Genomic DNA, 11971 nt, shown 5'->3' on the forward strand with positions numbered 1-11971 from the left:
CCACCCTGGGTTGTGCCCCCACACACATTGAGTGTGTGGGCTCACAACCCAAGGCTGTTAGAAAACTTCCGCCAGTTCTTCAAGGGATGGGCAGGAGCAGACCAGGTTGCGGTCCCCATACGCCTGATCCACGCGGCGTACCACAGGCCAGTACTTGGCCCGCGGGTCCACCCCTGACGGGAAAACCGCCTCTTCGCGGGTGTACGGGTGATCCCATTCCTGGGTCAGGCAATGTGCGGTGTGCGGGGCGTTGGAAAGCGGGTTGTCCGCTGCCGGCCACAGCCCGTCCTGCACCGCGGCAATTTCCTTGCGGATGCAGATCATGGCATCGATGAACCGCTCGATCTCGCCCAGGTCCTCCGACTCGGTGGGTTCCACCATCAACGTCCCTGCGACCGGGAAGGACATGGTGGGAGCATGGAATCCGTAGTCGATGAGGCGCTTGGCCACATCGTCGACGCTCACACCGGAGTCTGCACTGATGCCGCGCAGATCTAGGATGCACTCATGCGCTACCAAGTCATTGGGGCCGGTGTACAGCACCGGGTAATGCTCCCCGAGCCGCCGGGCGATGTAGTTGGCGGACAGGATGGCCGTCTGGGTTGCCTGGCGCAGGCCGTCCGGACCCATCAGGCGGATGTAGGCCCAGGAGATCGGCAGGATCGACGCCGAACCGTAGGGTGCGCTGGAAACCAGGCCCACGGAGGAATCAACTCCGAGTTCGCGAGCTGGCAGGTGCTTAGCCAGGTGCGCGCCAACGGCAACCGGGCCCACGCCGGGTCCTCCGCCGCCGTGCGGGATGCAGAACGTCTTGTGCAGGTTCAGGTGCGAAACGTCGGCACCAAACTTGCCCGGCTGCGCCAACCCGACCAGCGCATTCAGGTTCGCCCCGTCAACGTACACCTGACCTCCGGCGTCATGGATCATGGCGCAAATGGTGCTGATGGCCGTCTCAAACACGCCGTGGGTGGAGGGGTAGGTGACCATGATGGCCGCCAAGTTCTGCTCGTGGACGGTGATTTGGCGCTTGAGGTCGTCAATGTCGACGTTGCCGAAACCATCGGTGCCGACCGGGACAACCTTCATGCCGGCCATGACGGCGGAGGCGGCGTTGGTGCCGTGCGCGGAGGTGGGTATGAGCACGATGTCGCGGTCCGGATTGCCGTTTTCCACATGGTAAGCACGGATGGCCATCAGGCCGGCAAATTCGCCCTGTGAACCGGCGTTGGGCTGGACGGAGACGGCGTCGTAGCCCGTGATTTCTGCCAGCCAGTCCTCCAACTGCGTGGCCATTTCCACCATTCCCACCGTGTCCGAAGCAGGTGCAAACGGGTGCAGATTGGAGAATTCCGGCCAGCTCACGGCAGCCATTTCGGCGGTGGCGTTGAGCTTCATGGTGCACGAGCCTAGCGGGATCATGCCGCGGTCCAGTGCATAGTCGGCGTCGGCAAGCTTGCGCAGGTAACGCAGCATCTGAGTTTCCGAGTTGTGGGTGTGGAACACCGCGTTGTCCATGTACCCGGTGGTGCGCACCGGGGTGGGAAGCTCGACGTCGGACGCGTCGGCTGCCATGGTGGGCGCCTTGCTGTCCCGGGAGTCAACGGCCAGCAATCCTGCCAGTGCGGCCAGGTCAGCTTCGGTGGTGGTTTCATCCACGGCAATCTGCAGGTGGTCACGATCGATCTGGCGCAGTAGGTAACCTGCCCGATGCGCTGCGGCAACGAGTTCGGCCGTGGAGTGCCCGGCCAGCGATGAGATTTTCAGTTTGATGGTGTCAAAGTAGTTCTCATGGACCACTGTGTGGCCGGCCGCCGTTGCGGCGTCGGCTACGGCAAGGGCCATGGCGTGGACGCGGGTGGCGATCCGGCGCAGACCTTCGGGTCCGTGGTAGACGGCGTACATGCCCGCCATGACAGCCAGCAAAACCTGGGCGGTGCAGATATTGGAGGTAGCCTTCTCGCGGCGGATGTGCTGCTCACGGGTCTGCAAGGCCAGCCGGTACGCCTGGTTTCCTGACACGTCCTTGGACACACCCACCAGGCGGCCCGGTAGTGCGCGCTCAAGGCCCTTGCGGACAGCCATGTAGCCGGCGTGAGGTCCGCCAAAGCCCATGGGGACGCCGAATCGTTGCGAGGTGCCCACTGCCAAGTCCGCCCCGAGAGCACCAGGGGATTCCAGCAGGGTCAGTGCCAACAAGTCGGCGGCGACAGCAACTACGGCCTTGCGTTCCTTCACTGCGGCAATCACGGGGGCAATGTCACGGATCATGCCGGAGTCGCCGGGGTACTGCAAAAGCACGCCGAAGATCTCTACGTCCGGGAGTTCTTCATCGAAATCGTGGGACAAGATGGGGATGCCCATGGCCTTGGCGCGTGTCGTCACCACCGCCAGCGTCTGCGGGAACACATCAGCGTCAATCAGCAGGACGGCGTCGTTCTTGGCAGTCCGGTTGCTGCGACGCATCAACGCCACCGCCTCAGCGGCAGCCGTTCCTTCGTCGAGCATGGACGCATTTGCGGTGACCATGCCGGTGAGATCTGACACTACGGTCTGAAAGTTCAACAGGGCTTCAAGGCGGCCCTGGGAAATTTCCGGCTGGTAAGGGGTGTAGGCCGTGTACCAGGCAGGGCTTTCCAGCACGTTGCGCTGAATGACTCCAGGGGTGTGCGTTCCGTAGTAGCCCTGGCCAATGAAGGACTTGTTGACGGTGTTTTTACCTGCCAAGGCCTTCAGCTCTGCCAGCATGGCCTCTTCAGAGACGGCGGCCTGCAAGTTCAGCGGTTCGGTCGTGTAGATCGAATGTGGCAGCGCGGCCGTTGAAAGTTCCTCCAACGAGGAAAATCCCAACGCGCTCAACATATGATGTATGTGCGGTTGCTCAGCAACCCCTATATGTCGATCGCTAAAGACGGCCGACACAAGGCTGTTTGTGTTCTGGCGTCCGGGCAAATTATCAGCAGTGTTTGTCAAGGGGTTCTCCAAGTCGCTAACGTTCCACAGCTATTGTATGTGTCTGGGCTATAGGCCACACACTCGACTGAGTCAGCAACACAAAGGGTAATGGTTTTTCAGTGCAAGTAGTCAGTATCAGCAGCCTCAAAGGCGGCGTTGGAAAGACCTCGGTCACACTCGGGCTCGCTTCGGCAGCCTTGGCTGCCGGCATCCCCACTTTAGTGATCGACCTGGACCCCCACGCAGACGCCACCACCGGCCTGGGTGTTTCGGCGGGCGGACAGCTCGACATTGGGCAATTGATCAAGAATGCCCGCAAGGCCGATCTTGGAGCCAATGTGGTGCCCAGCGGTTGGTTGCCCGCGCACGCCACAGACGGCGGCACAGCACCCACCCTCGACGTCGCCAAGGGCTCAGCACTCTCCGGTATTTATGACCGCCCCGACGTGAGTAAGCGAGACCTTCGCCGGCTTTCCACTGTGCTGGCGAACGCTGACAGTGACGGCAAGGCTCCCTATCAGCTCGTTCTGATTGACTGCCCGCCGTCGCTGAACGGACTGACCCGCATGGCCTGGACTGCGAGCAGCCGCGTGCTGTTGGTGGCCGAGCCGGCTTTGTTCTCGGTGGCAGGAACCCAGCGGACACTGCGCGCCATTGAACTGTTCCGCACTGAATATGCCCCTACTTTGGTTCCCGCCGGCATTGTGGCAAACCGGGTACGCACCGGTTCCAGTGAGCATGCCTACCGCCTGAACGAGATGAAGACCATGTTTGGCGAGATGCTGCTCTCCCCCACCATTCCGGAACAGGCCAACTGGCAGCAGATTCAAGGTGCCGCCCACCCGGTGCACCAATGGCCCGGAGATTCGGCCAAGAACGCTTCGGCCCTCTTTGACAGACTGCTTGACTCGCTACTGAACCAAAGCGGCAAACACAGCCCCCTCTACCGGGGCCGAGCGCGTGCCAAAGCTGAGCACCCCTCGCTGAGCGCGTGCCATGCTCGCGGGCGCGTGTGAAATTTCATGCTTCCTCGCCAACATGGCACGCCGTCGTGGTTTAGCGAGCCAAGCGCATGCGGAAGTCTCGGCCGCTCGCATTCAAGGAGTCGCCGGGAGGGTGCTTAGGAGATTTTACGTGCTTCGCGGCGCTTGCTGAGCTCGTCGCCCGGAAACGTCTGCACGGCGGCGTGCTCACTGGGTAGCGCGGCCAGCGTTCCTTCAACTTCACGCCAAACCCGTCCGACGGCGATGCCGAACACGCCCTGGCCGCCTTGAACCAGGTCGATGACCTCGTCGGCGGAAGTGCATTCATACACTGAAGCACCGTCACTCATCAACGTAATCTGTGCCAAATCTTCAACGCCACGCTCACGCAGGTGTTCAACGGCTGAGCGAATCTGCTGCAGCGAAACACCGGAGTCCAAAAGTCGTTTGACGACTTTCAATACAAGAATATCGCGGAAACCGTAGAGGCGCTGTGAACCGGATCCTGCAGCTCCGCGCACGGCGGGCTCAACCAGGCCGGTGCGTGCCCAATAGTCCAACTGCCGGTACGTGATGCCTGCAGCTTTGCATGCGGTGGGTCCGCGGTATCCTGCATGTTCGTCCAGGACTGGCAGATCTTCAGTGAATAGCAAGCCCTGCGATCCTGCCCCTAAGGCAGTGCTGGGGACAACGGCTGCCGTCGGCTCGCCGGCGTCACTCTTGGCACTCACGTGGATCCTCCTGTTCACAGTCCCCCCAAAAGGGTTGGCACCTGCTCCCGGAAAGGGTGGGTCACCGCGGCGCTGAGCTGTTAGGACTCTTGCCTCCAGTGTGCCCGCACCAGCCGAAGCTTGCAATGGGGAACTCAATACCTCGACGTTAGAGTGGTGCGGGAGCAAGGTCAAAGACGTCTGTACAACAATTTTTCCGTGTCGAAAGATTCAGCTTCAGCTTTAACGTTAGAGATGGGACAAAAACGCCGGAAATTGGCGAATTACTTGTCAAAGTCCTCGGGTTCCACCTCATCGAGGAATTCACGAAATTGACGAACCTCACGTTCCTTGGCTTCGTCGTCGACCTCAACGGAGACTTGCTCCCCGCCGCCGTCGTCGTCGTGGCTGGCAATGAGCACACCAGCTTCTTCCACCAGGCTTTCAGCAGCCCAGATGGGACATCCGGCACGCTGGGCAATAGCGATGGCGTCGGAGGCCCGGGAGCCGATGGTGGTGCCGTTGTCGAAGACGAGCTCGGCGTAGAACACGCCTTCTTCAACCTTTGTCAGATTGACCCGCGCAATGCTGTGGCCAAGCGCCAGCACCACCCCGCAGAGGAGGTCGTGGGTGAGGGGCCGCGGCGGAACCACACCTTGCTCTGACAGGGCAATCGCCGTAGCTTCTGCAGCCCCTATCCAAATGGGGATGTGCCGCTCACCGGCGGCCTCACGCAGCAATACCAAGGGCTGGTTGGAAGGCATCTCAATTCTGACGCCAACAATCGTGACCTGAATCATGGGGTTTCCATTTCGGCAATGCGTGCTTGGACCAAAGCACTGTGGAGGTTCAAGCACTGCTCGGCGATTTCCCGCGCAGTTTCTGCGGCACGGATGGCAGACGTGCCATCACGCTTCGCGGATCGTGGGCCAACAGCCCGTTCAACCAGCCCAAATTCCCTCTCGGCCGCTGCCTGGAACGGCCGCAGATGCCGGGGCTCCAAGCCGTGGGCTGCCAGGGAGGTGCAGGCGCGAGCCACTTTTAGGGCGTGGTCGTCAAAGCCGCCGTCGTGCATTTCCAAAAGCCCGTAGCTGAGCATCGTTTCATACAGTTCAATCCCTGCCCCTGATTCAGTGCGCAACTGCTCAGGGCTCAGTCGTCGTGAACGGACATTCAGTTCCCGGGCCAGGTCATCGGAGACCATCCGCGGCGCGATGGACACCCCAGGAGGCAAGTTTTCCGGGGTCAAGCCCTGGTCAATGGCCTGAAGATATTCACGGATCACTTTCAAGGGCAGGTAATGATCCCGTTGCAGCGCCAGCACAAAACGCAAGCGCTCGACGTCGGACTCCCGGAATTGGCGGTACCCGGCAGGCGTACGCTGGGGAGAAATCAGACCTTTTTCCTCGTAAAAACGGATCTTGGATGCCGTCACCGTGGGAAAGTCATCGTTCAGTTGCGCCAGCACCTCCCCAATGTTCAGGACGGAGGCAGCACCGGAACGCCGGCTGGCGGATTGCACATCCACCAGCTGGCGTCCGGCACCCGAGTTCAGACTTGCCACGTCGCCCTAGGAGTCCGCAACCGCGGAATTGGAGCTGAAGTAGTAGGTCAGCCGGAATTTGCCAATCTGGACTTCGTTCCCTGTGTTCAGACGCACCGAGTCCACACGATCACCATTGACGTAGGTGCCGTTGAGGCTCCCTGCATCGATGACCTCGAAACCACCCTCGCACTTCATGAAATTGACGTGTCTGCGCGAGACCGTCACATCATCAAGGAAGATGTCGGCGTCCGGATGGCGCCCAGCTGTGGTGACCTGACTGTCCAACAAGAAACGTGCACCTGCGTTGGGTCCCACATGAGCAATGAGCAGCGCCGAACCAGCAGGAAGAGAGTTCACCGCATTGAGCTCATCCGTGGCCAGTACCGGCACCGTGGACGGGCCAGCCTGAACAGGAGGCAGATGGATCGACGTGGTGTCAGTTACACCGGGCTGATCCTGGGAGCTCGCCTGATCATTAACCCTAGCGTCGTTACCCCTATCAACCATTGGTACTCCTCCTTGCTTGCTAAAAAAGTGCTCGAGATCGCAGTTGCGGCTCAAGTATTAATACAGAAACTGCTTTCGGCCTGGAAAGTACTGGCTCGCGAATCCCGCCACCTGCGCAACGAGTGCTGCGCATGCCGGATTCCCGGACAAACCTTCCCAGACTCCTAGCCTACCTTTTCCTGATACTCCGCAGCGCTGAGCAAGGTGCTGTAGCTGGCAGCGTCGGCCAACGTAATCTCCACCAGCCATCCATCTCCATACGGATCCGAGTTAATAAGGGACGGGTCGGCGTCCAAGGCTTCGTTGCGGGCCGTGACCGTTCCAGTCAAAGGAGCGTAAATGTCACTGACACTCTTGGTGGACTCTACTTCGCCCACCACCGTGTCTGCAGAAACTTCGGTGCCTGCCTCGGGCATCTGTACATAGACGACGTCGCCGAGCGCATCCTGGGCGAAGTCCGTGATGCCAACGCGAACCACGCCGCCCGCTGTGGGGGTCAGGACCCATTCGTGCTCTGCCGTGTAGGACAAGTCTGCGGGAATGCTGCTCATAATGCGCACCTTTCGGGATTCATCGCTGCCGCGCGATAAATAGAGTGAAGACTAAAGTAAAACATGGTCAGGGACACTAAATCCCTTTGTACCACTTCTAGTCTTTAGGGTGCAGCCGTTCTTGACAAGTCGAAGGTAGTTTCTAGCCTCTTTTACCTTCATGACAGGCCCGCATTCCACCAAACCTGACATGATTGAACCATGACTGATTCAGTAGCGGCCCCAAATCCCACGAGGGAGTCGAAAGGCAAACTGCCGGTGTGGCTCTGGCGCACCATCTTGGGTGCCATTGGTGCCGTCGTGCTGGTGGTGGGGTACTTGATTGCCTCTGTCACGGTTCCTTTGATGTGGTCCAACAGCATCAGGGACCAGATTGGCGGGCAACTGGGCAACAGTATTCCGCTGGGCATGTTCTACGGTTTTACATTCTCATTTGTGCCGATCCTCATCGCCTGGCAGGCACACCACAAGAAGCTGAACACGTGGGTCAGAATCTCATTGGTGGTGTTGGGGGCGCTGCTGACCATCCCAAACCTGCTGACCTTGGGGGTGCTGTACGGCAACACCCAGACAGCAGCCGATGCCCGCTCCATCTGGGCCAACAGCGCCAACTGGTTCGGCACGTGGAGTCAAATTTTCATGGTGGTCGGTGTGGTCTGCGCCGTGGCACTGATTGTGCTGGGTCGCATATGGATGCGCCGCAGCAAAAAACTTCGCGAACTCAAGACCGCCGAAAAGTTGGTTCGTGACAGCGAAGCCGCCAAGGTGCGGGCAGCTAAGGACCAGGCCAGGGACGCTGAAAAGGCGGCCAAGGTGGCTGCGCGCGCCGCCCGGCACAATCCACCCAGCAACTCCAGTGACAGTCCGGAGGCATAAATGGTCCAGAGCCAGCAGCCGTTGCTCGTTGCGGTTTATCCCGGGCAACCCCCCGCAGTGGTCGCTGAGGCCGCTCATCTCGCTACGGCGATGAACTGTCCGCTTGTGTGCGCCTACGCCAACCCAACCCGCTACCCGGTCACCGAGTCTCTCGACGGATCGGTGGATTCCGCACCTCTGGATCCGGATTTCATGGACGACGACGGAGACACGTTCCCCGTGAAGCTCGCCGCCAGGCTGGGCAAGCAGTTGGATCCTCTCCACGTCCAGTGGCGCGCGCTCCTGCTGGCCGGCGACGCCGCCGCGGCTCTGGCCCGCTGCGCTGAAATAATTCACCCGTCCATGATCGTGATCGGCACCAGTACCGACAACCATTCACCGTTGCACAAGATTCTGAGCCGTTCAGTGGCCGTAAAGCTTGCGCGGGCGCAGCGTTGCTCCGTCTTGGTGGTCCCGGTCCACCATGCAGCCCAGGCGCAGGACGGCCAGTGACACATCCGTTCCTGCACTTGCCATCCCTGAGTTGGGTTGCCGCCGGAGGCACGTTGGGTGCTGGCGCACGCGAAGGGCTCATCCTTGCCATGCCCGACGCCGGACACCTGCCGTGGGCTGTTGTCACCGCCAACGTTGTGGGCGCCTTTGCGCTCGGACTGCTCTATGCAAGCCTGGATCGCCACACCAGGGCCAGGGCAAGGCTCGTCGCACCAGGTCCGCAAGGGCACAAACTCTCGCGGGACCGCCAGTTGAGACTGCTGCTGGGGACGGGCTTTTGCGGTGGTTTCACCACGTACAGCACGCTGGCCGTCGGCGTCATGCTTTTGGGTGCTGGCTCATTAGGACCGGTTTTGGCGGGCGCGGCCGGCCTGGGAGTTGTGGTTGCAGGAGCGGTGGCGACATGGGCGGGCATCGCCGTGGGGACCAATTTCCCGGCGTCTCCGGGCCCTGTTGCCGACGGGTCCGCATTGCCCGGCCCTCCGCCACTTGGAGGGCAGCACCTGTGACACCGCTGGTTTTCGTTGCCCTGGCCGTTGCCGGCGGATTGGGCGCCGCTACCCGATTTGCCGTTGACGGCATCATTGGCACCCGCGTGCGCACCGTCTTTCCCTGGGCCACGTTCTTCATCAATGTTTCAGGTTCATTGATTCTTGGCCTGCTCACGGCTTTGGCAGCAGATACGGTGGTTCCCACCGCCTTGGCGCTTGTGGCAGGGACTGGGTTCCTGGGCGGCTACACGACCTTCAGCACAACGAGTTTTGAAACCGTGCGACTGCTGGGCGAGAAACGCTATGCCGTTTCATTTGCCAACGCTGTGGGAACCCTTGTTGTCACAGTTGCTGGCGCAGCACTGGGCTATTGGGTTGGATCCTTGATCTAGCGCACGCCCTCAACGGAACGGGCTTCGTCAGCTACAAACAGCATGTCCACCCGTTGCTGTTCCATGCCCATGAAGCCCAGCCGGCAGGCATTTCGCTCGGCGGCCTGGAGCCTGACGCTGGGAAGATGCCCGTCCCGGACCAGCGGATCGAGCTTGTCAACGACCTCCAATGGCAGGAGAAAGTCGATGGACGGCAGGGCGACGTTGAGCATATTCCACCCTACTGTCCCCTGGCGGAGCAGGGACCTCTTGGAGAAGGGCCTGTCCAACCAGAGTATTCCTTCCTCGTTGATACGTTGAACACTCAGTCCTCCTGAGACACCAAGTCAAAGCTGGCGCTGCCATCACAAATGGACGTAACTTTGAGCGTGTAGCCCCTGAATGAGACCACATCGCCCAACACCAGGGATCGAAAGTCCTCGGGCGTGGCCGGTTTCGGCTGGTCTGCAACGACGGACAGGTCAACTGTCGCCGGATCCTCGTGTGCTTTTGTCCCAGAGAGCCGAACCCTGGGAGTGTAGGCACTGCCCAGGGCTGATTCAGGCAGCAAGGGGCTTGAGCCGTTTACTGAAAGTGAAAGTTGGTAGTTCCCGAGACCGGTGCAACTGCTTACCTTGAACATAAGACCATCTTTCTGGGTGGTGGGGGTTCCGGTTGCATCGTTGACTGGGCTGCAAGCCGTAATACCGGCAATGGTTATCACTGCCGCCATGAGAGCTGAGCCGAGGTGTGTGATTCTCACTTCGACACCACCGAAGCATTTTGAAACAGTCCTTCGAATTGATCGGGGGTGATGACCATCTTGGGCTCGTCGGGTCCCCAAGGATTTTGCAAGATCAAGTTTCCGTTTCCGTCCGTTCCCTCGACAAAGTATGCATGACCTGCATGGTAGCCGTTTGGTGCGCCGTCCGGGACCTCGCCTCGAGTGGTGACGATGGCTGGTTGGTTATTCTCCACAGCCTGCCACAACTTTTGGGCATCTCTGGTTTGGTCTATGTCCTTGCCCGTCAGATATCCCAATGCATCAGGGCCGTAGTTGCCTTCTATGGCCCTGTAGTGACCCGGATCGAAGGCCTGGTCCGCGGGCGCGCCTTTCGCCACAGTGTCACGTGCGTTGTCCTCGCCGTAAACTTGCACCAGCGCTTTCTCCACATAGGCAGGCCAGCTTCCGTTCTCGCCAGGACGGGCACCCTTGGGATCTCCGTATTGGTTGGCCGGCAGATCGGAAGTAACGCTCACCCATTGTTCATTCCCATCCTTGTCGAAAAGCTTCACGGAGACAGTCCCGTTCCCGTTGTCGACGACGTGCTCGCGCACCCAAGCGGGATCGCTCGCAACCAGGGCACCTGCACCGGCCAGGACCACACAGTCGCCATACCCGCCCTGGTTAATGTCGTCCTTGTCAGGATCAGGCCCGATCACAGGACCTTCAGGCGTCATCCACCGGTTGGACTCATCCGGCTTAGCGCCGCCTGGGCGGGCAGCATCACCTTGAGAGGTGCCATCAGGCTGCGCCCACTGAAACTGTTCCTTGATTCTCTCGACTTGTTCGGGCGAGGCTTTGGACAGCAGTTGGTCCAGCAGGCCCTGGCGCTCAAAGGCCGTAGTTCCCTGCCAATCAAACAATCCTTTTCCGCTGGCCCCCGCGCCGTCGGCAAGAGACTTCAAATCAGCGTCGGAAAGAGTCTTTAGAAACTGCTCAAGCTCGGCAGGGCTGAGTTTGTCGAGGGCTTCCCGAAGGTTCTGTACATCCTTGTCATTCCCCCTAAAGGGGTTGCTGCTGTCCGCGGCCTTATCCACCAGTGTTTTGAGGTCCTTCAGTTCGTTGTCGCTGAGATCCTCTTGTCCTGGGTCCGCATACCTCGGACTGGACGCTCCGCTTCCCATTCCTGAAGCGCTGCTGGCAGTTTCCTGCTCGTCGGCCTGTATCTTCACTTCCCTGCCCACGCTTGCCAACCCTGCAGCAACCTTGGCTAGCGTGGGGCGCAGACGCGTTGACCAATCCATGCTGAAACGCTGCGCATCAGGACCGTGCCAGCCTCGATTTTGTGCAATCCGCTGTGAAAGCATCGAACCGGTCTGCGACAGCTTTTCGGAAGCCGAAACCAAGTCCCGTGCGAACTCACGCAACTGATCGACGTCTGCCCCCAGAAAATCTCCCACGTACTCCGCCTTAGTATTTGTCGATGGAAATCAGCCCTGCTCAAAGTGAGACTACGTCCATCTGCCGGAAAATTCGATGGGCACCTCTACCCCTCACTAGGTGCTCGGGTCAGTAGTCTTTTAGGGGGTTTGGCCGTGGGCCACCGATTTCTGATTTTAGGACCAGCGTCCGGCCGGTTCTTGATCCGTGGAGTGCTTGACAGTCCTTTTCATGGCCTCGAACCGTCATGGTCGTTCTGAACGTCTTCAGGACGACCATGGCGGGGACCTTTTGGCCCCTGCCTTGTTCTTTAGATTGCCGGGTTGGT

The 11971-nt window shown here is 60.1% G+C and carries 14 protein-coding genes; 5 read left to right on the forward strand and 9 right to left on the reverse strand.

All coding sequences use genetic code 11. The features are described from left to right. Positions 1-57 precede the first annotated feature (57 nt). Positions 58-2919 carry an aminomethyl-transferring glycine dehydrogenase gene (gcvP, locus tag JMA46_RS16295; protein ID WP_207346410.1) on the reverse strand — a complete coding sequence of 954 codons (2862 nt, stop codon included), beginning with the start codon at positions 2917-2919 and terminating at the stop codon, positions 58-60. Positions 2920-3071: 152 nt separating this feature from the next. Between gcvP and JMA46_RS16300 the strand changes: the two genes are divergently transcribed. Continuing rightward, on the forward strand, positions 3072-3968 hold the full coding sequence (locus tag JMA46_RS16300; protein WP_207346399.1) for an AAA family ATPase: 897 nt from the start codon (positions 3072-3074) through the stop codon (positions 3966-3968). 104 nt (positions 3969-4072) lie between these two features. Here JMA46_RS16300 and JMA46_RS16305 read toward each other — a convergent pair whose 3' ends face one another. The 5 genes from JMA46_RS16305 to gcvH form a co-directional block, all read right to left on the reverse strand. Further along, on the reverse strand, positions 4073-4666 hold the full coding sequence (locus tag JMA46_RS16305; RefSeq protein ID WP_207346400.1) for a MerR family transcriptional regulator: 594 nt from the start codon (positions 4664-4666) through the stop codon (positions 4073-4075). Between the two features lie 263 nt (positions 4667-4929). Further along, positions 4930-5445 carry a bifunctional nuclease family protein gene (locus JMA46_RS16310; RefSeq protein WP_207346401.1) on the reverse strand — a complete coding sequence of 172 codons (516 nt, stop codon included), beginning with the start codon at positions 5443-5445 and terminating at the stop codon, positions 4930-4932. Beyond that, a complete protein-coding gene (locus JMA46_RS16315) occupies positions 5442-6167 on the reverse strand; it encodes a MerR family transcriptional regulator (RefSeq protein WP_348770205.1) in 726 nt (241 codons plus the stop codon). Before JMA46_RS16315 ends, JMA46_RS16310 begins: the two co-directional genes overlap by 4 nt. 48 nt (positions 6168-6215) lie before the next feature. Beyond that, positions 6216-6698 (reverse strand): FHA domain-containing protein, encoded by a 483-nt coding sequence (locus JMA46_RS16320; protein WP_207346403.1) that lies wholly within the window; start codon positions 6696-6698, stop codon positions 6216-6218. 164 nt (positions 6699-6862) lie between these two features. Then, on the reverse strand, positions 6863-7249 hold the full coding sequence (gene gcvH / locus JMA46_RS16325; protein WP_207346404.1) for a glycine cleavage system protein GcvH: 387 nt from the start codon (positions 7247-7249) through the stop codon (positions 6863-6865). Positions 7250-7450: 201 nt separating this feature from the next. Between gcvH and JMA46_RS16330 the strand changes: the two genes are divergently transcribed. The 4 genes from JMA46_RS16330 to crcB are packed head-to-tail and all read left to right on the forward strand — an operon-like array spanning position 7451 to position 9500. After that, on the forward strand, positions 7451-8125 hold the full coding sequence (locus JMA46_RS16330) for a hypothetical protein (protein ID WP_207346405.1): 675 nt from the start codon (positions 7451-7453) through the stop codon (positions 8123-8125). Then, positions 8126-8617 carry a universal stress protein gene (locus JMA46_RS16335; protein WP_207346406.1) on the forward strand — a complete coding sequence of 164 codons (492 nt, stop codon included), beginning with the start codon at positions 8126-8128 and terminating at the stop codon, positions 8615-8617. It abuts the gene before it with no gap. After that, positions 8614-9126 carry a CrcB family protein gene (locus JMA46_RS16340; RefSeq protein WP_348770203.1) on the forward strand — a complete coding sequence of 171 codons (513 nt, stop codon included), beginning with the start codon at positions 8614-8616 and terminating at the stop codon, positions 9124-9126. Before JMA46_RS16335 ends, JMA46_RS16340 begins: the two co-directional genes overlap by 4 nt. After that, positions 9123-9500 (forward strand): fluoride efflux transporter CrcB, encoded by a 378-nt coding sequence (crcB, locus tag JMA46_RS16345; RefSeq protein WP_207346407.1) that lies wholly within the window; start codon positions 9123-9125, stop codon positions 9498-9500. The genes JMA46_RS16340 and crcB overlap by 4 nt, the downstream gene beginning before the upstream one ends. On the opposite strand, the gene JMA46_RS16350 is transcribed toward crcB, so the two are convergent. The 3 genes from JMA46_RS16350 to JMA46_RS16360 all read right to left on the reverse strand — a co-directional run bounded on the left by JMA46_RS16350 (position 9497) and on the right by JMA46_RS16360 (position 11663). Beyond that, on the reverse strand, positions 9497-9712 hold the full coding sequence (locus JMA46_RS16350; RefSeq protein WP_207346408.1) for a hypothetical protein: 216 nt from the start codon (positions 9710-9712) through the stop codon (positions 9497-9499). The genes crcB and JMA46_RS16350 overlap by 4 nt on opposite strands. A gap of 92 nt (positions 9713-9804) precedes the next feature. After that, positions 9805-10242 carry a hypothetical protein gene (locus JMA46_RS16355; protein WP_207346409.1) on the reverse strand — a complete coding sequence of 146 codons (438 nt, stop codon included), beginning with the start codon at positions 10240-10242 and terminating at the stop codon, positions 9805-9807. Next, a complete protein-coding gene (locus tag JMA46_RS16360; RefSeq protein WP_348770204.1) occupies positions 10239-11663 on the reverse strand; it encodes a C2 family cysteine protease in 1425 nt (474 codons plus the stop codon). The genes JMA46_RS16355 and JMA46_RS16360 overlap by 4 nt, the downstream gene beginning before the upstream one ends. Positions 11664-11971: the final 308 nt, after the last annotated feature.

The organism is Arthrobacter sp. E3, assembly GCF_017353415.1.
Classification (GTDB): domain Bacteria; phylum Actinomycetota; class Actinomycetes; order Actinomycetales; family Micrococcaceae; genus Specibacter.